The organism is Kitasatospora brasiliensis (assembly GCF_032654805.1).
Taxonomy (GTDB): Bacteria; Actinomycetota; Actinomycetes; order Streptomycetales; family Streptomycetaceae; genus Kitasatospora; species Kitasatospora brasiliensis.
This window is the reverse complement of the sequence record NZ_JAUOOW010000010.1, coordinates 254,675-276,395: the sequence shown is the minus strand read 5'-3', so window position 1 is coordinate 276,395 and position 21,721 is coordinate 254,675. Positions and strand designations below refer to the sequence as shown.

At 70.3% G+C, this 21,721-nt stretch carries 14 protein-coding genes and 3 rRNA genes; 4 read left to right on the top strand and 13 right to left on the bottom strand.

Annotation, left to right across the window (positions count from 1 at the left end):
* Window positions 1–172 precede the first annotated feature (172 nt).
* Complete coding sequence (gene gabT, locus QWJ13_RS32835; RefSeq protein WP_316529180.1) at window positions 173–1,513, top strand: 4-aminobutyrate--2-oxoglutarate transaminase; 1,341 nt, start codon at window positions 173–175, stop codon at window positions 1,511–1,513.
* Between the two features lie 434 nt (window positions 1,514–1,947).
* Entirely contained in the window at window positions 1,948–2,610 is a 663-nt protein-coding gene (locus QWJ13_RS32830) for a phosphatase PAP2 family protein (protein WP_316529179.1), read from the top strand.
* On the opposite strand, the gene QWJ13_RS32825 is transcribed toward QWJ13_RS32830, so the two are convergent.
* Entirely contained in the window at window positions 2,583–2,915 is a 333-nt protein-coding gene (locus QWJ13_RS32825) for a DUF2218 domain-containing protein (RefSeq protein ID WP_316529177.1), read from the bottom strand. The two genes, QWJ13_RS32830 and QWJ13_RS32825, sit on opposite strands and share 28 nt — an antisense overlap.
* 165 nt (window positions 2,916–3,080) lie before the next feature.
* Between QWJ13_RS32825 and QWJ13_RS32820 the strand changes: the two genes are divergently transcribed.
* Window positions 3,081–3,617, top strand: a complete 537-nt coding sequence (locus QWJ13_RS32820) for a MarR family winged helix-turn-helix transcriptional regulator (RefSeq protein WP_316529176.1) — start codon at window positions 3,081–3,083, stop codon at window positions 3,615–3,617.
* On the opposite strand, the gene QWJ13_RS32815 is transcribed toward QWJ13_RS32820, so the two are convergent.
* The gene (locus tag QWJ13_RS32815; protein ID WP_316529174.1) at window positions 3,532–4,473 is read right to left on the bottom strand and encodes an EamA family transporter; all 942 of its coding nucleotides are present in this window, start codon (window positions 4,471–4,473) and stop codon (window positions 3,532–3,534) included. The genes QWJ13_RS32820 and QWJ13_RS32815 overlap by 86 nt on opposite strands.
* Window positions 4,474–4,526: 53 nt before the next feature.
* Between QWJ13_RS32815 and QWJ13_RS32810 the strand changes: the two genes are divergently transcribed.
* Complete coding sequence (locus tag QWJ13_RS32810; protein WP_316529173.1) at window positions 4,527–5,243, top strand: LysR substrate-binding domain-containing protein; 717 nt, start codon at window positions 4,527–4,529, stop codon at window positions 5,241–5,243.
* Between the two features lie 19 nt (window positions 5,244–5,262).
* Here QWJ13_RS32810 and QWJ13_RS32805 read toward each other — a convergent pair whose 3' ends face one another.
* The 11 genes from QWJ13_RS32805 to QWJ13_RS32755 all read right to left on the bottom strand — a co-directional run bounded on the left by QWJ13_RS32805 (window position 5,263) and on the right by QWJ13_RS32755 (window position 21,700).
* A complete protein-coding gene (locus tag QWJ13_RS32805) occupies window positions 5,263–6,027 on the bottom strand; it encodes a ZIP family metal transporter (RefSeq protein ID WP_316529171.1) in 765 nt (254 codons plus the stop codon).
* A 273-nt stretch (window positions 6,028–6,300) separates the two neighbouring features.
* The gene (locus QWJ13_RS32800) at window positions 6,301–8,085 is read right to left on the bottom strand and encodes a restriction endonuclease (protein ID WP_316529170.1); all 1,785 of its coding nucleotides are present in this window, start codon (window positions 8,083–8,085) and stop codon (window positions 6,301–6,303) included.
* 114 nt (window positions 8,086–8,199) lie between these two features.
* Complete coding sequence (locus QWJ13_RS32795) at window positions 8,200–10,119, bottom strand: hypothetical protein (RefSeq protein ID WP_316529169.1); 1,920 nt, start codon at window positions 10,117–10,119, stop codon at window positions 8,200–8,202.
* Window positions 10,120–10,348: 229 nt separating this feature from the next.
* The gene (locus QWJ13_RS32790; RefSeq protein ID WP_316529168.1) at window positions 10,349–11,005 is read right to left on the bottom strand and encodes a YigZ family protein; all 657 of its coding nucleotides are present in this window, start codon (window positions 11,003–11,005) and stop codon (window positions 10,349–10,351) included.
* A 112-nt stretch (window positions 11,006–11,117) separates the two neighbouring features.
* The gene (locus QWJ13_RS32785) at window positions 11,118–12,437 is read right to left on the bottom strand and encodes a DUF6986 family protein (protein ID WP_316529167.1); all 1,320 of its coding nucleotides are present in this window, start codon (window positions 12,435–12,437) and stop codon (window positions 11,118–11,120) included.
* A 111-nt stretch (window positions 12,438–12,548) separates the two neighbouring features.
* Window positions 12,549–14,120, bottom strand: a complete 1,572-nt coding sequence (locus QWJ13_RS32780; protein WP_316529166.1) for a DUF2637 domain-containing protein — start codon at window positions 14,118–14,120, stop codon at window positions 12,549–12,551.
* Window positions 14,121–14,362: 242 nt separating this feature from the next.
* The gene (locus QWJ13_RS32775) at window positions 14,363–15,028 is read right to left on the bottom strand and encodes a response regulator transcription factor (RefSeq protein ID WP_316529165.1); all 666 of its coding nucleotides are present in this window, start codon (window positions 15,026–15,028) and stop codon (window positions 14,363–14,365) included.
* Entirely contained in the window at window positions 14,980–16,389 is a 1,410-nt protein-coding gene (locus QWJ13_RS32770) for a sensor histidine kinase (protein WP_316529164.1), read from the bottom strand. The genes QWJ13_RS32775 and QWJ13_RS32770 overlap by 49 nt, the downstream gene beginning before the upstream one ends.
* 200 nt (window positions 16,390–16,589) lie before the next feature.
* Window positions 16,590–16,706: ribosomal RNA gene (rrf, locus tag QWJ13_RS32765) — 5S ribosomal RNA — on the bottom strand.
* A 78-nt stretch (window positions 16,707–16,784) separates the two neighbouring features.
* Window positions 16,785–19,906 (bottom strand): 23S ribosomal RNA (locus tag QWJ13_RS32760).
* A 270-nt stretch (window positions 19,907–20,176) separates the two neighbouring features.
* A 16S ribosomal RNA gene (locus tag QWJ13_RS32755) occupies window positions 20,177–21,700 on the bottom strand.
* The 16S, 23S and 5S rRNA genes sit together here, the layout of an rRNA operon.
* Between the last annotated feature and the right edge of the window lie 21 nt (window positions 21,701–21,721).

Genomic DNA, 21,721 nt, shown 5'->3' with positions numbered 1-21,721 from the left:
GGCGACACGCCCGCGCTCAGGGTAGTGGAGCGCGGCCTGCGCGTAGTTGCGCCGCTTGCGCTGGCCGTGCCGGACAAGTCGGACGGCGCACTGCTACCGAGTGGCGCGTGCCGGGGCGGGGAGGGCGGCCGTAGCCTGCGAAGCACCGAGCCGAGAAGTCTGGAGAAACCCCATGAGCGCCGCAACGCCGCTCCCGCAGGAGCGCCGCCTGGTCACCGCGATCCCCGGTCCGAAGTCGCAGGAGCTGCACGCCCGCAAGCTGGGTGCGGTGGCGGCCGGTGTCGGCACCACCCTGCCGGTGTACGTGTCCCGTGCCAACGGCGGCGTGCTGGAGGACGTGGATGGCAACTCGCTGATCGACTTCGGCTCCGGCATCGCCGTGACCAATGTCGGCAACAGCGCCGAGGCCGTGGTGGCCCGGACGACCGAGCAGCTGGGCAACTTCACCCACACCTGCTTCATGGTGACCCCGTACGAGGGTTACGTTGCCGTCGCCGAGCAGCTGAACGAGCTGACCCCGGGTGACCACGAGAAGCGCACCGCGCTGTTCAACTCGGGTTCCGAGGCCGTCGAGAACGCGGTGAAGATCGCCCGTGCCTACACCAAGCGCCAGGCGATCGTGGTGTTCGACCACGGCTACCACGGCCGGACCAACCTGACCCTGGCGCTGACGGCGAAGAACATGCCGTACAAGCAGGGCTTCGGTCCGTTCGCTCCCGAGGTCTACCGGGTGCCGGTCGCCTACCCGTACCGCTGGCTGACCGGTGCGGAGAACGCCGCCACCGAGGCCGCCGCCCAGGCGATCGAGACCATCAACAAGCAGATCGGCGCCGAGAATGTCGCCGCGATCATCATCGAGCCGATCCAGGGCGAGGGCGGCTTCATCGAGCCGGCCAAGGGTTTCCTGCCGGCGATCGTGGAGTTCGCGAAGGCGAACGGCATCGTGTTTGTCGCGGACGAGATCCAGACCGGTTTCTGCCGCACCGGCCAGTGGTTCGCCTGTGAGGACGAGGGCATCGTCCCGGACCTGATCACCACCGCCAAGGGCATCGCCGGCGGTCTGCCGCTGTCGGCGCTGACCGGCCGCGCCGAGATCATGGACGCCGCGCAGACCGGTGGCCTGGGCGGCACCTACGGTGGCAACCCGGTGGCCTGTGCCGCCGCGCTGGGCGCCATCGAGACCATGAAGGAGCAGGACCTCAACGGCAAGGCGCAGCGGATCGGCGAGATCATGCTGGGCCGTCTGCGGGCCATGCAGGAGAAGTACGAGATCATCGGTGAGGTCCGCGGCCGCGGCGCGATGATCGCCGTCGAGCTGGTGAAGCCGGGCGGCAAGGAGCCGAACGCCGAGGCCACCGCGGCGATCGCCAAGGCCTGCCACGCCGAGGGCCTGGTCGTGCTGACCGCCGGTACCTACGGCAACGTGCTGCGCTTCCTGCCGCCGCTGGTCATGCCGGAGCACCTGCTGATCGAGGGCCTGGACATCCTGGACGGTGCGTTCGCCACCGTCTGAGTGGTGTCGTCCGTCAGGTCGTGAACCCCCTTCCGGAGGGTTGTCCGGACAGCGCTGAACGGCCCGTGGGGACCTCTGGTCCGCACGGGCCGTTCGGTTTTCCGTGCGCCGTACGGGCGGTCCGGGGAGGGGTGGCGAGTGCCCGGGAGGCTGTCCGGAGCGGGGTGAAGATGGTGTGCGGAATCGCTGAAGGCGCTCGGCGTGGAAGGGTTGTTGACGTAGTGTCATCACAGATGGACCGCGAGCCTCAGCCCTTGCCGAGCGAGGGCGACCGGGCCGCCCCGGGAGGGGCGGCGCACCCCGAAGGCCGATCGACCGACCGTCCGACCCACACCCCCCGGGGCGCACGGAACGGCGATCATCAGAGCCGCCCCGGAGCTCTCCCCCCTGCTCCGGGGCGGCTGTCCGCTGTCCTGGGCCGGGCGGCCCGCTCGGTGGCCGTGCCGGTGGTGGCGGTGGCGCTGTTGCTGGCGGTGTCCTGGCAGGTCGTGGCGGACGGGCCGCTGCTCGGCGTGGACCGTGCGGTCCGCCGGGCCGTCCACATCTCCCACCGGGACTCTCCGAGCGCGCTGGCCGACCGTCTCGGCCACCTGCTGTCGGACCTGGGCAGCGGCGTCCCGGCGGTCCCGGTGCTGCTGCTGGCCGGTGCGCTGGCCGCCTGGTGGTGGCGCCGTTCGCGGGCCGGGCGCTGGTGGCTGCCGCTGCCAGTGGCCGCGGCGACGGCGGGGCTGATCCCGCTGCTGGTGGTCCCGGCGAAGGCGGCCTTCGCCCGGCCGGGTCCGCTGGGGGAGCCGCTGGCGGCGGGCCAGTGGGGCTGGTACCCGTCCGGGCACACCGCGACCGCGGCGGTCTCGTACGGGGTGGCGGCGCTGCTGCTGGCGCGGGTGGCCGGGCGGCGTGCCGCCCGGGGGCTGGCGGCGGGTGCGGTGCTGTTGTCGCTCGGGGTGGGCGCGGGGCTGGTGTGGAGCGATTACCACTGGCTGCTGGACGTGGTGGCGAGCTGGTGCCTGGCCGTCCTGGTGCTGTGGGTGCTTGCCCGGTGGCTGCCCCGGCCGGGTGCCGGGAGGCGTCAGGCCTCGGGGTCCTCGTTGCGGTGAACCAGGCCGGGCTCACCGCTGTCGCGCTGCCACTCGACGACGAGTTCCTCGCGGGCGCCGAAGCGGACCAGGTGGCGGCCGACGACGTCCTCCAGGCCGGGGAGGTTCTCGCGTTCGCCCTCGACGGCGAGCAGCAGGGCGTCCGGCCGCGCCTCCAGGGTGGCGGTGCCGGCGCCGAAGACCAGCGTGCCGCGGCCGGTCTCCTCGGAGTAGACGGCCTCGATCTTGCGCCCCATGTGGGCGGCGAGCTGCTTGGCGTAGCGGCCCGAGCGGTCGGTGGCGACGCGAGCTTCGGAGCGGGGCATGGGCCCTCCAGGGTCTGGGAGAGGAACTTAGGGTCCCCTCACTTGAACCCACGCTAACCCAGATACTGAGCTAGGCTCAACATATTTCCGCGAGCGTCCTCCACTGTCGGCCGCGGGCCCGGCGCCGGCCGCTACCCTGGGGCGGACGCCAGCCGAGGAGAGCCGATGACCACCACGCCGACCGACGAACCGGCGGAACCCTCCCCCGGCCCCGGCGGCACCCCCGACGCCCCCGGCACCCCTGGCTCCGCCGCCGAACTGGCCGACGTGATGACCAGGGCGATCAAGCGGATCCGCCGGCAGACCGGCTGGCGGCTGGAGCCGTACGGCATCACCCCCGGCCAGGCCCGGGCACTGCGCACGCTCGCCCACGCGCCCGGCTGCGAGACCCCGGACCACGCGATGCGGCTGAGCGACCTCGCCGACAAGCTGCACATCGCCCCGCGCTCGGCGACCACCGTGGTCGACGCACTGGAGGAGGCCGGCCTGGTCGAGCGCAGCCCCGACCCGGCCGACCGGCGGGCGGTGCGGATCCTGCTGACCGAGGCCGGGCGCGCCGCGGTGGAGCGGATCGGGCAGGTCCGGGACGAGGTGGCGCAGGAGTACTTCGGCGAGGTCAGCCCCGCCGACGAGGAGGTGCTGCTGCGGGTGCTGCGCTCCGCCGAGGCCCGCTTCCTCGCAGCCGGGCCGCCGCGGCGCTGACCGTCGCCGGGCGCAGCGCGGTGACCCCGATCCCGGCGATCACCAGCAGCGCGGCCGCGGCGGCCGCCGGGGTGATCCGCTCGCCGAGCAGCAGCCAGGCCGAGGACATCCCGAACACCGGCACCAGCAGCGAGTAAGGGGCGACGGCGGTCGCGTCGTAGCTGCGCAGCAGGAAGCTCCAGGCGACGAAGCCGAGCAGGGTGGAGACCAGTCCGACGTAGCCGATCACCCCCAGGCCGGCCGGGGTGATCTCGCGCAGCGCGCGCAGGTCCGCCTCCGGCCCCTCGACCAGCAGGGACAGGCCCAGCAGCGGCAGCGGCGGGATGGCGCTGACCCAGACCATCCAGCGCAGCGCGTCCGGCGGCGCGGCCCTGCGGGTCAGCACGTTGGCCAGGCCCCAGGCGACGGCGGCCAGGACGACCAGCGCGAAGGCCCCGAACGGCCCGCCGGAGCCCTGGTCCCAGGCGCTCAGCGCGATGCCCGCGAAGGCGATCGCCAGGCCCGCCGACCGCTGCCCGCCGGGGCGTTCGCGCAGCAGTACGGTGGCGAACAGGGCGGTGAAGCCGGCCTGTCCCTGGAGCACCAGGGAGGAGAGCCCGGCCGGCATCCCGGCGTGCATGCCGAGGAAGAGCAGCCCGAACTTGACCACCCCGAGGACCACGCCGACCGCCAGCACCCAGCGCCAGGCCACCCCGGGCGGGCCGACGAAGAAGACCGCCGGCACCGCGACGACGGCGAACCGCAGGGCGCAGAAGAGCAGCGGCGGGAAGCTGTCCAGGCCGACGTGGATCAGGACGAAGTTGAGGCCCCAGACGGCAGCCACCAGGACGGCCAGGGCGATGTGGCGCGGGCTCATGCCGCTCCCGCTCGTGGTGCCCGTGCTGCGGCGGCCGCTCGGGGCGGCGGGGGTTGTCGCGGTCATGGGTCGCCGCGCAGACCGTGCTGGGGCTGGTGGAGCAGGCCGAGGTGCGCCTGGAGGAGCAGCGAGGCCAGGCGGTCGGGCGGCTGCTGGTGGCCGCGTTCCCGTCCGGCGCCCGCGGGCTGATGCCCGGGGCGCTGGCCGATCTGCGGCGGCGCTGCCCTGAGCTGGACGTCCGGCTGCTGGAGCGCGACCCGTACCCGGCGGCCGAGTTGGTGGCCCGGGGCGAGGTGGACCTGGCGCTGGTGCAGGACTGGCCGACCGTGCCGCTGCCGGTGCAGGAGGGGGTCTCCCGGGTGGACCTCGGCGCGGACCCGGTGGACCTGCTGCTGCCCGTCGACGATCCGCTGGCCGCGCTGGACCCGGTGCCGGTGGAGCGGCTGTGCGGGCAGCGCTGGATCAGCGTGCCGCCGGGCAACATCTGCCACGACTGGCTGGTCCGCACCCTGCGCGAGGCCGGGGAGGAGCCGGACGTGCGCTACCAGGTCGGGGAGTTCGAGACCCAGATCGCGCTGGTCGCGGCCGGTCTGGGGATGGGCCTGGTGCCGAGGCTGGGCCGGGGCCCGCTGCCGCCCGGGGTCGCGGCACGCCGGGTGACTCCGGAGCCGAGCCGCCGGGTGTTCGCGCTCTGGCGCTCCCAGGCCTCCCGGCGGCCGGCCATCACCGAGGCGCTGACCTCGATGCGGGAGCACTGGGGACGGCTCTGAGGGCGGTCGGCCGCGGGCCTCAGCCGGCCAGGCCGATCACCAGCCACATGAAGCCGACCCCGGCGACGGTGCAGAGCAGGGTGCTGCGCGAGGGGTGGGGGCTGTGCGCCTCGGGGAGGATGTCGGAGGTCGCCAGGTAGAGCAGGAAACCGGAGAAGAAGCCCAGGTAGAGGCCGAGCAGGTGCTCCGGGATGGTGAAGGCCAGGGTGATCGCCGCGCCGGACACCGGGGCCACCGCGTCCGCCGCGAGCAGGGTCAGCGCCCGCCGCCGGTTGTTCCCGTACAGCCGGGTGATCGTGTACGTGTTGAAGCCGTCGGCGAAGTCGTGCGCGACCACCGCGATGGCCACCACGGTGCCGACCGTGGTGCCGGCCTGGAAGGCGGCGCCGATCGCGAAGCCGTCCATCATGCTGTGCCCGACCAGGGCCAGCGCGGCGGTCAGTCCGACGCCCTGGTGCCCGGCGGAGCCGGTGTGCCCGTGGTGGTGGCCGTGGGAGTGGGCGGCGTACTCGCCCTCGTGGCCGCGGTGGATGGCGACCGCCCGCTCGACCACGTGGAGGGTCAGGAAGCCGGCCGCGAACATCAGCAGCGCCTGCGGCACGCCGTGCACCTCGCCGGGCGCCTCGTGGAGCGCCTCGGGCAGCAGGTCGAAGGCGACCACACCGAGCATCAGTCCGGCGGCGAAGCCGAGCACCAAGTGGCGGCGGTCGCCGGTGCGCTGGGCGACGAATCCGCCGATCAGGGTCATCAGGAACGCCCCGGCGGCGACCAGTACGGCGGTCATCGGGCCGGCTCCGCCGCGGGTCCGGCCGGGTGGCCGGGGCCGCCGGTCCGTCTGCCGAGCGCTCTGCCCATTCCTCTCCCCCTGGGATCCGCCCGTGGCCGGGCCGACCGCCGAACGTACCGGACGCCCGTTCGACGGCGATCACCCGGGGTTCCGGGGCTGGGGTGTGTGCTGCGGAGCCGTTCCCCCAGCCTCGGTCCGGGGGTTCCGGGGCGCCCGCCGGATGGGCCGTCCGGGTGAGGTTCCCGGTGGCGCCGTTACCCGCCGGGGCGGTCAGGCGCCGGTGGCGAGCGGCAGGCCGAGGTGGGTCCGGGTGAGTTCGCGGACCCCGTCGCCGTCGATCAGGTGGATGTGCCGGTGGCCCTCCTCGGCGGTGAGGTCCAGCACCTCGTCGGTGAACCGGCCGGTGGTCAGCCGCAGGCCGCGCTCGGCGGTCTCCTCCCCGACCGCCTCGGCCAGGGTCTCGATCTGCTCGACGCCGATCGCCGCGGTGTCCCGGGAGGCCCAGACCACCCAGCGGCCGGGGAGCGCGCTGCCGGGCGCGCCCTCGCCGGTGGCGACCAGCCCCGCCGGGCCGCGCAGCCGTACGCTCCACTGCGCGATCCCGCCGCGGGTCAGCAGGTCCCGCACCAGCTGGGCGAACTCGTTGGCGGACAGGTCGGCGGCGGCCGGCACGGTGGCCCCGGCCTGGGCGGCCGGTTGGACACCGGCCCGGTCGTACGGGTCCGGGGTGACGGCCGCGCCGAGCTGACGCAGCCGCACCAGGGCCTCGTCCTGCTCGGCGTCGGCGTAGACGCCCTCGTCGTCGCGCTCCTCGTACGGGGTACCCGGCGGGAGCAGCCGGGTTCGGGCCAGGGCGTCGCGGTCCGCGTCCACGCTGACCAGGCAGAGCGGCTCGGCCGTGGCGGGATCGCGCAGCCAGCCGTTGAGGACGACGCCGGCGAGTATCTCGTCGGTGTCGACGGCGTCGGCGGCCTGGAGGGCGCGCAGGGCGAGCCGGGCGACCAGCCGCAGGTAGTCGGTGGCCCGGTCCGCGGGCGGGCGCGGCACCGGGACGATGTCGCCGTCCGGGGCGAGCCGGTAGCCGGTGAGCGAGGGCACCAGATCGAGCGGCGGCAGGTCGAGGTCGAGCAAGGCGGTGCGGGTGAGCGGACGGAAGACTGCCCGGCAGGGGGCGGGCAGGTCCTGGGTGGCGGTCTCGGCGGCCGCCAGCGCCCGCTCCAGCAGCGACTCCACGGCGGCCGGCTCGGCCAGCCGATAGGCCCGTCGGCACTCCTCCAGGCTCTCGTTGTACTCGCGCACGGCCCTGGCACGGGCCTGCTCCGCCGCTTCGTGGGCGCGCCGGGACTCGTCGGCGGCGGGGTTGCCGGCCTCGGCCCGGCGGGTGCGCCACTCCCGCAGGGCGCGCTGGTGGGTGAGCCGGGCCTGGGCCAGCTCGCGCTGGTAGCCGGAGTCGAGGAGCCGTCGGGACGGGCCGCTCTCCGGGTCCGCCGCGGGTGGCTCGGCGGGGGCGAAGTCCTCCCAGCGGGGCTCGGATTCGTCGTCCGCGGCAGCGGCGGGGCCGTCGGCCGGGTAGGGGCGGGGCTGGTAGTGGCGCAGCTGGCTCTCGAAGTCCATGGCCGAGACGGGCAGTGCGGCCCGCCGCAGCAGGTCGGCCAGCCGGTCGTGCTCGGCCTGGACGGTTTGGCTGCGGTGGTGAGTCAGGGCGGCGGCTCGGGCGTGCGCCGCCACGGCCTCGTCCGGGTCGGCCTCGACGGGGCCGGGGTGGCCGGGGTGGCCGGGGTGGCCGGGTCTCCGGCCGACGGGGCCGTCGGGGCCGCCCGGACCGTCGGGGCTGCCCAGGCTGTCCGGGCCCGAGTCGGACGGCACGTCACCGGACGGGCTGCCACCGGGCGGGCCGTCACCGGTGCTGCCGCCGCTGGGGCGGCCGGTGACGGCGCCGTCCGACTGCTCGTCCTGGTCGGCGCCGAGGTCGCGGAAGACCGAGGCGAGGAAGCCCGGCCGGGGGAACTGGACGGTGGCGGTGCCGTCGGACTGGCCGTCTGCTGAGTACTGCATCGGTCGTCGTTCCCCCATGCTCGTCCGGCGCCTGCCCGGGACGGTCGGCGACCCTGCGGACCCTCCCCTGCCGGACATTGTCCCCCGAACGGGCGCGGCGGTCAGCCAAGCCGCTCAGTTGGTCCGGGTGTTGGTCAGGTGCAGACCGATGTAGCCGACGTAGATCCGGCCGCTGCCGGAACAGTCGTCCAGGTAGTGCAGCCGGGGCGCGGTGCGACCGCCGCCGATCCGCAGGTGCGCGCCCATGAACGCGCGCCGGGAGGCGTCGACGCATTCCGGCACCGGCAGCATCCGCTCGCGCTTCCACTTGGTGTGGCTGAACACCGTCCGGGACTCCCCGCGCACCGCCTTGCGCGGCGGGAAGCGGCGACAGCCCTCGGGGGTGCGCTCGCACCACTGCTTGAAGTCCCCGCCGGCCGCGCCGCGCACGGCCGCCTCGGCGTACTCCTGGAGTGCGGTCAGGCCGTCCCAGGCGAGCCGGGCCCACCCCGCGCCGACGCACTGGAGCCCGTCCAGGGCGAGCGCGTTCTTCTGGTCGCCGGTAAAGGTCACCAGCGGGAACTCGGCCAGTCTGGCCATGAGTTCGGTAAAGGTGTCGGGCGTGCCGCGGTGGTCGACCGGTTGGGCGACTGGGGCGACGGACTGGGCCGCCGGGTGCGGTCCGACGGCCGGCCCGCTGCCACCCGGCACGACGCAGTGGCGGCCGGTCAGCGCGCGGGCCCCGGAGCGGAGCCGGCCCTCCCGGATGTCCCTGCTGTCGCGGCCGTCGCGCCCCTGGCCCCGCTCGCGGTGGTCGCGGCGCTCCAGGCGCAGGGTGTGCCGGCCCCGCTCCAGCTCGTCGGCCCTGGCCTGCTGCTCGGCGCGGTCCTGCTGCTCCTCGCGGTGCGCGGCGGCCTGCTCGACGGTCTGCGCGGCCGCCTGTTCCGCGGTCCGCTCCACGGCCTGCTCCGCGGTTTGGCGGAGCTGGGGCGGCGGGACGCGCAGCACCGGCACGGCCGCCAACGGCGGTGGCAGCGGCTGGTCCGCGGCGAGGCGGCGCGGCTCGCGGGCGAGCAGCCCGGCGGCGCGGCGCAGGTCTTCTTCTATTCGGCTCCGGGCGAGCACCGGATGTCGGACGCTGTCCTGCCGGGAGGCCGGGTCCACCTCGGGCAGGTAGGTCCGCACCGCCCCGCCGTAGACGGAGTGGTACTCCAGCGCGACGTTGAACCCGGTGCGGGCGCCGGGGTCGAGCACATAGGCGGTGGCGAGGCCGGGCAACTGGTGGCAGAGCGGGGCGACCACGTCCCGCACCCAGTCGTCGAGCGGGACGTTCGCCGGGACGCTGGCCACCACGGTGGGCAGCCTGCGCTCGGGATCGCACAGGTCGTCGATCAGGGCGTCGACCTCGTCGGCCGTGATCACCCGGGGCGCGGTGTGGACAGCGGCCGGGCCGTCGGTGGCGTCGAGCAACGGCAGGAGCGTACGGGCGAGTTCGGGCACCGGCACCCGGCACGGGGTGCGCACGCCGCTGCCGGTGCTGTGCGTCTCGGCCTCCAGCCGGACCCAGGTGGGGCCGTCGGCCTCGGTGGCCACGGTGAGGGTGAGCTGCTGAGTGCCGTGCGGGGCCGGGGTGCGCAGGCGGCGGCGGTCGTAGCGGCCGGTGCCCGGGCCGTCGCGCAGCGGGCCCTGGTCGCGGTCCAGCAGGACGCGCTCCCCCAGGCGGAGCCGTTCGGTGGTGGAGCCCGGGGCGGGGTGGGCCGGCGGGGGCTCCTCGAACCCCTCCTGTTTCAGCCAGGAGGCGAGCTGCTCGTCAGCCAGGGCGACGGCCTCCGCGTGCGCGAGGGCCGTGGTGACCGTCATCCGGTACGGCGTCGCGGGGCCGCGGGGGCCGGGTAGGTCGGCACCGATGTGCGAGCGGACGCGGTTCGGGGCGGGGCGGTTGCCGATCGAGTGGTTCGAGGCCGGGTGGTTCGGCGCCGGGCGGGTCGGGACCGAGTGGGTCGGGACCGAGTGGGTCGCGGGCAGGGAATTCGAGGTCGGACGGTTCGAGGTCATGCACATACCTCCGTGGTGCGGGGTGGGGTCCTGTGTCCTCCATCGATGCTTTCGTCCGGTTCTGCCGGAACCTTGCCCAGGAAACGCCACGGCCCGGAGCGGAAGTTCCAACTCCGGGCTACGACACTACGTTCGGGTGAATCTGCTCAAGCGGTCTTCCGCGTGGCGCGGGCCCTGGGTTACGGAACGGGGCCCGCGCCGGCCCCTGGGACACCGCCCGAACCCCTGGTCAGACCGGCACCTCGACATAGGTGCGGCCGGCCGGGACCGCCGTCGCGGTGCCACCGGTCGCCTCGGCCAGCCAGGTGTGGAACTCCGCCACGTCCGGCTCCGGCACACCCACCTCGATCCGCACCCCGGAGGCCTCGTAGGCCAGGTCGCTCACCGCGTACCCGGCCGCCCGCAGGTCGTTCTCCACCCGCCCGGCCCGGACGTGGTCCACCGCCACCGCGAGCAGCGCGACCGGCCGGCGCTCCAGCAGGCCGACCTCGTCGACCGCCGCCGACACCGCGTTCCCGTACGCCCGCACCAGCCCGCCGGCGCCGAGCTTGATCCCGCCGAAGTACCGGGTGACCACGGCGACGGTGTCGGTCAGGCCGCGCCGACGCAGCACCTCCAGCATCGGCACCCCGGCCGTGCCGCCGGGTTCGCCGTCGTCGCTGGAGCGCTCGCGGCGCTGGTCGTCGCCGACCACGAAGGCGGTGCAGTTGTGCCGGGCGTCCCAGTACTGCTTGCGGATGCCCGCGATGAAGGCCTGGGCCTCCTCCTCGTCGGCGACCCGGGCGAGGTGGCAGATGAACCGGGACTTCTTGATCTCGGTCTCGTGGCTGCCGGCCCGCCGGATGGTGAGGTACGGCCTGGCGGTGGGCTCCGGCGTGGCGGACATGGTGCGGTGGTCCTCCCGAGGACGGCGAAGGCTGACGGCGCGCGCCCCGGGACACCGGGGCGGCACCGCCAGCCTAGTTGGCGCCGGGCAGGAGGGACCGGCCGCCGGTGGGTCAGCGGCCGGCCAGGGCGTTCAGCCGCTCGCGGTCCAGGCCGGTCGGCGCGGTGACCTCGGCGAGGTCGACGGCACCGCAGTCCAGGCCTCGCAGCAGGTAGCCGCTCAGCGCCCGGGCGGTGGCCGGCTCGTCCATCACGTCGCCGCCCGCCGCCTCGCCGCCGGTCAGCTCGCCGCCGGTCTTGGCGACGTACCCGGCGAGCCGGGCGGCGGCGACCGCCAGGCCCTCGCGGTAGAAGGAGTAGACCGCGGCGTAACGGGTCGGCAGGTGCGCCGGGTGCATGTCCCAGCCCTGGTAGTAGGCACGGGCCAGCGAGCGGCGGACCAGGCCGTGGTGGAGTCTCCAGGCCGCGTGCACCTGCTCGGTGGAGCCGGTCGGGATGACGTTGGTCGAGCCGTCGGAGAGCCGCACCCCGGTGCCCGCGGCCGCCACCTGCATGACCGCCTTGGCGTGGTCGGCGACCGGGTGGTCCAGGCTCTGGTGGGCCGCGCTGACACCGCAGGCGGCGCTGTAGTCGAAGGTGCCGTAGTGCAGGCCGGTGGCGCGGCCCTCGGCAGCCTCGATCATCCGGGCGACGGTGGCCCGGCCGTCCGGGCCGAGGATCGCCTGGGTGGTCTCGATCTGGATCTCGAAGCCGATCCGGCCGGCGGGCAGCCCGGTCCGGCGCTCGAAGTCCTCCAGCAGCCGGACCAGCGCGGTGACCTGCTCGGCGTAGGTCACCTTGGGCAGGGTCAGCACCAGGCCCTGCGGCAGTCCGCCGCGGGCCAGCAGGGTGGCCAGGAACAGCTCCAGGGTGCGGATGCCGCGGGCCCGCACGGGGGCCTCCATGCACTTGACCCGGATGCCGAGGTACGGCGGGGCGCTGCCCTCGGCCACGGCGGTGGCGACCAGTTCGGCGGCGCGGACGGCGGCCTCGTCCTCCTCGGCGTCGGGGCGGCGGCCGTAGCCGTCCTCGAAGTCGATCCGCAGGTCCTCGATCGGCTCGCGCTCCAGCTTGGCGCGGACCCGGGCGTGTACGTCGGCGAGCAGCCCGTCGTCGGCGACCCCGAGGGCGCGAGCCAGCTCGGTCGGGGTGGCGGCGTGTCGGTCGAAGGCTTCCAGCGCCCGGCGGCCCCATGTGCGCACGGTGTCGGCGCCGAAGGCGTCGGCGGGAACGTAGACGGTGTGCACCGGTTGCCTGGTCCCGGGCTCGCCCGGGTAACGGCGCGCCAGGTCGGCGTCGACCGGGGCGAGCAGCGCCTCCACGGCGGCGCGGGCCGCGGTGGAGAAGGAGGCCCCGTCCGTCGGCCCGTTTCCGTCGACCTCGACCCGTGTCATCCGCACTCCTCCATGCCGAACCAGTGCTTCAACATTTTGTTGAGGCGAAGGTAGCTCCGGCGGGATCGGGCGTCAATGGTGTGCCGCGGCCCGGACGGTGGCGGCCTGCCGTCACTCCCTCCCGGCGGCGACGTAGCGGTCGTGCAGCTCCGGGAAGAGCTCGGCGACCTCCTTCGGGTGGACCGAACCGTCCGGGCCCTTGCCGGTGACGCCGAAGTGCTTGGTCAGCCAGCCGGCGAGGCGCTGGGGGTCGGGCTGGTGACCGTGGCTGTCCATGTAGGAGACCAGCGCCTCGTAGGCGAGGTCCGGGTCGAGGCGGGCGGGCGCCTGGACGGTTATCGAGTCCTCCTCCGGGGCGAAACCCTCGGCGAGGACGGGACCCTCGGCCGGGACGGGACCCTCGGCCGGGAGCGGCTGCTCGGACTCGACGGCCTCGGCGAACTCGACGGCCTCGACGGGCTCTGCGGGCTGCTCCGAAGGGTGGGCCTGCTGGGGCTGCTCGGCCCGCGGGGTCGGCTGAGGCTGCTGGACCTGGTGCGGAGCGGGCTCCTCGGCGACCGGGCGCGGCGGCTTGAACCAGGGCGAGGCCTGGCCGGGCACCCGCCCGCCCGGGGCGGCGTCGGTCGGGTGGCCGGTGGTGCGGACCGGACGCTCCGTCCAGACGTTCAGCTCCTCACCGCGCGACTGCGGGGCGGCGGCGGCCGCCTCGTCCGGCGCCTGGGCGGCACGCAGCCGGACGGCGGCCAGCTTCGCGAGCATCGGTGCGGCGACCTCGGCGGACAGCGGCGCGACGGCCGCGGGCGCCGGGGCTTGGGCCTGGTCCTGCTCGGGCTGGCCCTGCGGGGCCGGCTGGAGCTGCTGGGCGGCCTGCGCCGCCTGCTGCCGGGCCTGCTGCGGATGTCCGTCCGCAACCGGGGCGATGGCCGCGGCGGCGCGGTTCTCCTGGGGGACGGCCCCCTGCGCCTCCTGCTGAGGCAGGACCTCCTTGGCCTCGCGCTCGCGCCCCTCGTCGTCCAGCCGGTCGAGCAGCGCCGGGTCCAGCGGGACCCCGAACTTGGCGAGCTTGAGCGGCAGCAGCGCCTGGATCGGCGCCGAGCGGCGCCAGCCGCGCCCGTAGCGGAAGCGCAGCTGCGCCCGGTAGACCAGGCGGTTCTGTTCGAGTCGGATGACCTCGTCGTAGGAGCGGAGCTCCCAGAGCTTCATCCGCCGCCAGAGCCGGAAGGTCGGCACCGGGGAGAGGATCCAACGCATCACCCGGACCGACTCCATGTGGCGGTCCGCGGTGATCGCCGCGATCCGGCCGACCGCGTGCCGCGAGGCCTCGACCACGACGACGAAGAGCACCGGGATGACGGCGTGCATCCCCATGCCGAGCGGATCGCCCCAGGAGGCGGCCGCGTTGAAGGCGATGGTGGCGACGGTCAGCAGCCAGGCGGTCTGCCGCAGCATGGGGAAGGGGATCCGCAGCCAGGTCAGCACCAGGTCGAGCGCGAGGAGCACCACGATGCCCGCGTCCACGCCGATGGGGAAGGCGTAGGAGAAGGCGCCGAAACCTTTCTCCTCGGCCAGTTCGCGCACCGCGTTGTACGAGCCCGCGAAGCCGATGCCCGAGATGATGCAGGCACCGGCCGCGACCATGCCGAGCAGGCCCCGATGGGCTTTGGTGAGCGTTGGGCGTGCCATTACGTCTATCAACCCCTGGATGTCGGCTGCGGCCGTACGCTGCCTCGACTGGCCGTACGCTGCCTCGACTGCCGAGTCCCGCCGCTCGGGCCGCCGGACGTCTGAGCGACCTCCGGGCTCGGCCCACCGGAGTTTACTCGTACAGGTGTTTAAGCGTTCCCACAGCCTGGGGTGTCACAGGACGGCGGCCCGGCAACGGCCCCCGATACCACCCGGACCTGCGACGGATCCCGGCCTGCTCGTCAGCCGGTCCGCCCCGCCGTGCCGTTGAGGTAGGCCAGTACGGCCAGCACCCGACGGTTGGCGTCCTCGTCGGGGACGATCTCAAGCTTGGTGAAGATGTTGGCGATGTGCTTGGCCACCGCGCCGTCGCTCACCGAGAGGCGGGCGGCGATCGCCGAGTTGGAGCAGCCTTCGGCCATCAGCTCCAGCACCTCGCGCTCGCGCGGGGACAGCCGCAGCAGCGGTCCGGGCCGGCGCGAGGTGGTCTGCATCAACTTGGCGATCACGTCCGGGTCCATCGCCGTCCCGCCCGCCGCCACCCGGCGGACCGCGTCGATGAACTGCCCCGCGTTGAACACCCGGTCCTTCAGCAGGTAACCGATCCCCCCGGTGCCGTCGGCCAGCAACTCCCGTGCGTAGAGCTGCTGAACGTGCTGCGACAGCACCAGCACCGGCAAGCCCTGGATCTCCCGCCGTGCCTTGAGCGCGGCCTGCAAGCCCTCGTCGGTGAGCGTCGGAGGCAGCCGGACGTCGACCACCGCCACGTCCGGGCGGTGGGTCAGCAGTGCCTCCAGCAGCTCGGGCCCGGTCTCCACCGCCGCGGCGATGGTGAAGCCGTGCGCTTCCAGCAGCCGGATCAGGCCTTCGCGAAGGAGGTAGAGGTCCTCGGCGAGGACAACTCGCACGGCAACTCCAAGGTGATGGTGGTGGGTCCGCCCAACGTACTGTCGATGGAGAGGACACCGTCGAAGGTACCCAATCGCTTCTCGATTCCGCGCAGTCCCGTCCCCCGCGAAGGATCCGCCACACCGACTCCGTCGTCCGTCACCGTGACCCGCAGGAAGCCGGCCCGGTAGAGGATGTCCACCCAGACCTGGTCCGCCCCGGAGTGCTTGGCCGCGTTGGCCAGCAGCTCGCAGATGCTGAAGTACACGGCGGCCTCCACCGGGGCCGGCGGCCGGTCCGGCAGGCTCACGCACACCTCGGCCGGCAGGGCGCTGTCCAGCGCCAACGCCCGGACCGCGTCGCCCAGTCCACGTTCGGCGAGCACCGGCGGGTGGATGCCGCGCACCAGGTCCCGCAGCTCCTGGAGGGCCCGGGCAGAGGACTGGCGCGCCTCGGCGAGGAGCTCCCGGGCGGCCTCCTGGTCGGTGTCCATCAGGTGCTCGATGGTGCCGAGCGTCATGCCTATCGCGACCAGCCGCGCCTGGGCGCCGTCGTGCAAGTCCCGCTCGATCCGCCGCAGTTCGGCCGCCTGGTTGCCCGCCGCGTCCGCCCTCGTCTCGGTCAGCTCGGCCACCCGCCTGGTCAGCTGGGCGTGGGTGGCCCGGCCGTCCTGGTCCAGCACCCGGCGGGCCGCCTCCGCGTACGCCCGGACCGCCAACGGGGCCACGAGCATCCCGACGACGATCATGACGACCCCGAGCACGACGCTCAGCAGGACGGACGTCATCCGGCTGCTCAACGGGTCGAACCCGTTCGCCGGCACCGGCCCCGCCAGGGTGTAAGCGGCACCGACCCCGAGCAGCGCGGCCACCGGGCCGACCAGGGCCACGACGACGACGGGGTTCACCAGCAGCCAGAGCAGCTCGGCGCGGGTGGTCCGGTCCCGCAGGCCCCAGTGGACCAGCTGCGCGTACTTCGCGACCGTCCGGGACCGGTGGTAGGTGTAGCCCGTCCACCAGTGGCCCCTGCCGTCCAACTCCAGCTCCGGGCGGGGCTCGTACACGGCCGGAAGCCGGATGCCGAACCAGCGTTCCAGCTGGCCGCGTGTGCGGTTCGCGGTGCGGCGGACGTTGGCGGCGGCCACCGCACTACCGACGACAGCTGCCAGCAGGAAGGCGAGGAACAGCCCCACGTCGTATGACTGGAGGAGCTGGGAGGCCATCACCCCCGAGAAGATCGCGGCGCCCACCGGCAGCACCGCCCCCGGCACCGCCGCCAGCAGCAACACGGCGAGCCGCGCCAGCCCCTCTCCGCCGGCGGAGAGGGCGGACCGGGCCTGCGCACGCACGGACGTGCCGCTCGTACGACTCACTGTTGTCACGGGAAGCTCCTGCTGCCGGTACCGATCGTCCTCCATCAGTGTTCACGAACCGCCTGCCACCCACACTGGCCATGGCACCCCAATTCCGGGGTGGACCTAGGACCACCTGCTGGTGGACAGAGAGCCACTGGCGAATGAGATGATCCGGAAATGCGAAAAACCCCCATCCGGATCCCGGATGGGGGTTCTTCAGAAGAATTGTTCGGCAGCGTCCTACTCTCCCACAAGGTCCCCCTTGCAGTACCATCGGCGCTATGAGGCTTAGCTTCCGGGTTCGGAATGTAACCGGGCGTTTCCCTCACGCTATGACCACCGAAACACTATGAAACTGTGCACCGCACACCCGGATTCGGGCGGGTCGTTGTTTCAGAACAACACAGTGGACGCGAGCAACTGAGGACAAGCCCTCGGCCTATTAGTACCGGTCAACTCCACCCCTCACAGGGCTTCCATATCCGGCCTATCAACCCAGTCGTCTACTGGGAGCCTTACCCTCTCAAGGAGGTGGGAGTGCTCATCTCGAAGCAGGCTTCCCGCTTAGATGCTTTCAGCGGTTATCCCTCCCGAACGTAGCCAACCAGCCATGCCCTTGGCAGGACAACTGGCACACCAGAGGTTCGTCCGTCCCGGTCCTCTCGTACTAGGGACAGCCCTTCTCAACACTCCTACGCGCACAGCGGATAGGGACCGAACTGTCTCACGACGTTCTAAACCCAGCTCGCGTACCGCTTTAATGGGCGAACAGCCCAACCCTTGGGACCTACTCCAGCCCCAGGATGCGACGAGCCGACATCGAGGTGCCAAACCATCCCGTCGATATGGACTCTTGGGGAAGATCAGCCTGTTATCCCCGGGGTACCTTTTATCCGTTGAGCGACGGCGCTTCCACAAGCCACCGCCGGATCACTAGTCCCTACTTTCGTACCTGCTCGACCCGTCAGTCTCACAGTCAAGCTCCCTTGTGCACTTACACTCAACACCTGATTGCCAACCAGGCTGAGGGAACCTTTGGGCGCCTCCGTTACCCTTTAGGAGGCAACCGCCCCAGTTAAACTACCCACCAGACACTGTCCCTGATCCGGATCACGGACCCAGGTTAGACATCCAGCACGACCAGAGTGGTATTTCAACGGCGACTCCACAACAACTGGCGTTGCTGCTTCACAGTCTCCCACCTATCCTACACAAGCCGAACCGAACACCAATATCAAGCTATAGTAAAGGTCCCGGGGTCTTTCCGTCCTGCTGCGCGAAACGAGCATCTTTACTCGTAATGCAATTTCACCGGGCCTATGGTTGAGACAGTCGAGAAGTCGTTACGCCATTCGTGCAGGTCGGAACTTACCCGACAAGGAATTTCGCTACCTTAGGATGGTTATAGTTACCACCGCCGTTTACTGGCGCTTAAGTTCTCAGCTTCGCCCTGACGAATCAGAGCTAACCGGTCCCCTTAACGTTCCAGCACCGGGCAGGCGTCAGTCCGTATACATCGCCTTACGGCTTCGCACGGACCTGTGTTTTTAGTAAACAGTCGCTTCTCGCTGGTCTCTGCGGCCACCCCCAGCTCAGAGTGCAAGACTCGTCACCAGGAATGGCCCCCCTTCTCCCGAAGTTACGGGGGCATTTTGCCGAGTTCCTTAACCATAGTTCACCCGAACGCCTCGGTATTCTCTACCTGACCACCTGAGTCGGTTTGGGGTACGGGCCGCCATGAAACTCGCTAGAGGCTTTTCTCGACAGCATAGGATCATCCACTTCACCACAATCGGCTCGGCATCAGGTCTCAGCCTCAATGAGTGACGGATTTGCCTATCACTCGGCCTACACCCTTACCCCGGGACAACCACCGCCCGGGCTGGACTACCTTCCTGCGTCACCCCATCGCTCACCTACTACCCCGTTGGGTCACCGGCTCCACCACTTCCCTTTGCCCGAAGGCTCCAGGACGGCTTCACGGGCTTAGCATCAAGAGGTTCAGCGTTGGCGCTTCAAAGCGGGTACGGGAATATCAACCCGTTGTCCATCGACTACGCCTGTCGGCCTCGCCTTAGGTCCCGACTTACCCTGGGCAGATCAGCTTGACCCAGGAACCCTTGGTCAATCGGCGCAAGAGTTTCCCACTCTTGTATCGCTACTCATGCCTGCATTCTCACTCGTATACCGTCCACGACTGGTTTCCACCGCCGCTTCACCCGGCACACGACGCTCCCCTACCCATCACAGCAGGCGTTGGCCCTATATGCTGCAATGACACGACTTCGGTGATGTGCTTGAGCCCCGCTACATTGTCGGCGCGGAATCACTTGACCAGTGAGCTATTACGCACTCTTTCAAGGGTGGCTGCTTCTAAGCCAACCTCCTGGTTGTCTCTGCGACTCCACATCCTTTCCCACTTAGCACACGCTTAGGGACCTTAGTCGGTGTTCTGGGCTGTTTCCCTCTCGACCATGGAGCTTATCCCCCACAGTCTCACTGCCACGCTCTCACTTACCGGCATTCGGAGTTTGGCTAAGGTCAGTAACCCGGTAAGGCCCATCGCCTATCCAGTGCTCTACCTCCGGCAAGAAACACGTGACGCTGCACCTAAATGCATTTCGGGGAGAACCAGCTATCACGGAGTTTGATTGGCCTTTCACCCCTAACCACAGGTCATCCCCCAGGTTTTCAACCCTGGTGGGTTCGGTCCTCCACACGGTCTTACCCGCGCTTCAACCTGCCCATGGCTAGATCACTCCGCTTCGGGTCTTGGGCATGCAACTCAACCGCCCTATTCGGACTCGCTTTCGCTACGGCTACCCCACACGGGTTAACCTCGCTACACACCGCAAACTCGCAGGCTCATTCTTCAAAAGGCACGCAGTCACGGCCCACCAGCAAAGCTGATGAACGACGCTCCCACGGCTTGTAGGCACACGGTTTCAGGTACTATTTCACTCCGCTCCCGCGGTACTTTTCACCATTCCCTCACGGTACTATCCGCTATCGGTCACTAGGGAATATTTAGGCTTAGCGGGTGGTCCCGCCAGATTCACACGGGATTTCTCGGGCCCCGTGCTACTTGGGTGTTCTCCAAGCGAGCCGTACAGATTTCGTCTACGGGGGTCTTACCCTCTACGCCGGACCTTTCGCATGTCCTTCGACTACCCATACGGTTTCTGACTCGCCGACCGGCCGGCAGACCGATCAAGAAGAATCCCACGACCCCGAAACGGCAACCCCTGCCGGGTCTCACACCATTCCGGTTTAGCCTCATCCGGTTTCGCTCGCCACTACTCCCGGAATCACGGTTGTTTTCTCTTCCTGCGGGTACTGAGATGTTTCACTTCCCCGCGTTCCCTCCACACTGCCTATGTGTTCAGCAGCGGGTGACAGCCCATGACGACTGCCGGGTTTCCCCATTCGGACACCCCCGGATCAAAGCTCGGTTGACAGCTCCCCGGGGCCTATCGCGGCCTCCCACGTCCTTCATCGGTTCCTAGTGCCAAGGCATCCACCGTGCGCCCTTAAAAACTTGGCCACAGATGCTCGCGTCCACTGTGCAGTTCTCAAACAACGACCAGTCACACACCCTCGATGATCCGAAGACCACCTCAAGTGAGGCCGGCACTGAGACAACGGTCAACCCGTTCCCTCAGGACCCAACAACGTGCCCGACACACCCACCAAGACCCTGTGTTCCACGCCGAAGCAGTACTGACAGGCCTTACCGAATGTGCCGAATAGTCAACGTTCCACCCATGAGCAACCGTGCAGGACATTCGCCTGCAAGCGGCTATGTGCTCCTTAGAAAGGAGGTGATCCAGCCGCACCTTCCGGTACGGCTACCTTGTTACGACTTCGTCCCAATCGCTGGTCCCACCTTCGACGGCTCCTCCCCTTACGGGTTAGGCCACCGGCTTCGGGTGTTACCGACTTTCGTGACGTGACGGGCGGTGTGTACAAGGCCCGGGAACGTATTCACCGCAGCATGCTGATCTGCGATTACTAGCAACTCCAACTTCATGGGGTCGAGTTGCAGACCCCAATCCGAACTGAGGCCGGCTTTTTGGGATTCGCTCCGCCTCACGGCATCGCAGCCCTTTGTACCGACCATTGTAGCACGTGTGCAGCCCAAGACATAAGGGGCATGATGATTTGACGTCGTCCCCACCTTCCTCCGAGTTGACCCCGGCAGTCTCCTGTGAGTCCCCATCACCCCGAAAGGCATGCTGGCAACACAGAACAAGGGTTGCGCTCGTTGCGGGACTTAACCCAACATCTCACGACACGAGCTGACGACAACCATGCACCACCTGTATACCGACCACAAGGGGGCACCTGTCTCCAGGTGTTTCCGGCATATGTCAAGCCTTGGTAAGGTTCTTCGCGTTGCGTCGAATTAAGCCACATGCTCCGCTGCTTGTGCGGGCCCCCGTCAATTCCTTTGAGTTTTAGCCTTGCGGCCGTACTCCCCAGGCGGGGAACTTAATGCGTTAGCTGCGGCACCGACGACGTGGAATGTCGCCAACACCTAGTTCCCAACGTTTACGGCGTGGACTACCAGGGTATCTAATCCTGTTCGCTCCCCACGCTTTCGCTCCTCAGCGTCAGTAATGGCCCAGAGATCCGCCTTCGCCACCGGTGTTCCTCCTGATATCTGCGCATTTCACCGCTACACCAGGAATTCCGATCTCCCCTACCACACTCTAGCCTGCCCGTATCGAATGCAGACCCGGGGTTAAGCCCCGGGCTTTCACATCCGACGCGACAGGCCGCCTACGAGCTCTTTACGCCCAATAATTCCGGACAACGCTCGCACCCTACGTATTACCGCGGCTGCTGGCACGTAGTTAGCCGGTGCTTCTTCTGTAGGTACCGTCACTTGCGCTTCTTCCCTACTGAAAGAGGTTTACAACCCGAAGGCCGTCATCCCTCACGCGGCGTCGCTGCATCAGGCTTTCGCCCATTGTGCAATATTCCCCACTGCTGCCTCCCGTAGGAGTCTGGGCCGTGTCTCAGTCCCAGTGTGGCCGGTCGCCCTCTCAGGCCGGCTACCCGTCGTCGCCTTGGTAGGCCATTACCCCACCAACAAGCTGATAGGCCGCGGGCTCATCCTGCACCGCCGGAGCTTTACACCAACCCCCATGCGGAGGAAGGTCATATCCGGTATTAGACCCCGTTTCCAGGGCTTGTCCCAGAGTGCAGGGCAGATTGCCCACGTGTTACTCACCCGTTCGCCACTGATCCACCCCGAAGGGCTTCACCGTTCGACTTGCATGTGTTAAGCACGCCGCCAGCGTTCGTCCTGAGCCAGGATCAAACTCTCCGTGAATGTTTACCCGTAATCGGGTCG

Bases quoted from the DNA above. Each gene is read 5' to 3' on its own strand.
- gabT (WP_316529180.1), top strand. From the start codon at position 173: ATGAGCGCCGCAACGCCGCTCCCGCAGGAGCGCCGCCTGGTCACCGCG.
- QWJ13_RS32825 (WP_316529177.1), bottom strand. From the start codon at position 2,915: ATGCCCCGCTCCGAAGCTCGCGTCGCCACCGACCGCTCGGGCCGCTAC.
- QWJ13_RS32820 (WP_316529176.1), top strand. From the start codon at position 3,081: ATGACCACCACGCCGACCGACGAACCGGCGGAACCCTCCCCCGGCCCC.
- QWJ13_RS32815 (WP_316529174.1), bottom strand. From the start codon at position 4,473: ATGAGCCCGCGCCACATCGCCCTGGCCGTCCTGGTGGCTGCCGTCTGG.
- QWJ13_RS32805 (WP_316529171.1), bottom strand. From the start codon at position 6,027: ATGACCGCCGTACTGGTCGCCGCCGGGGCGTTCCTGATGACCCTGATC.
- QWJ13_RS32800 (WP_316529170.1), bottom strand. From the start codon at position 8,085: ATGCAGTACTCAGCAGACGGCCAGTCCGACGGCACCGCCACCGTCCAG.
- QWJ13_RS32795 (WP_316529169.1), bottom strand. From the start codon at position 10,119: ATGACCTCGAACCGTCCGACCTCGAATTCCCTGCCCGCGACCCACTCG.
- QWJ13_RS32790 (WP_316529168.1), bottom strand. From the start codon at position 11,005: ATGTCCGCCACGCCGGAGCCCACCGCCAGGCCGTACCTCACCATCCGG.
- QWJ13_RS32785 (WP_316529167.1), bottom strand. From the start codon at position 12,437: ATGACACGGGTCGAGGTCGACGGAAACGGGCCGACGGACGGGGCCTCC.
- QWJ13_RS32780 (WP_316529166.1), bottom strand. From the start codon at position 14,120: ATGGCACGCCCAACGCTCACCAAAGCCCATCGGGGCCTGCTCGGCATG.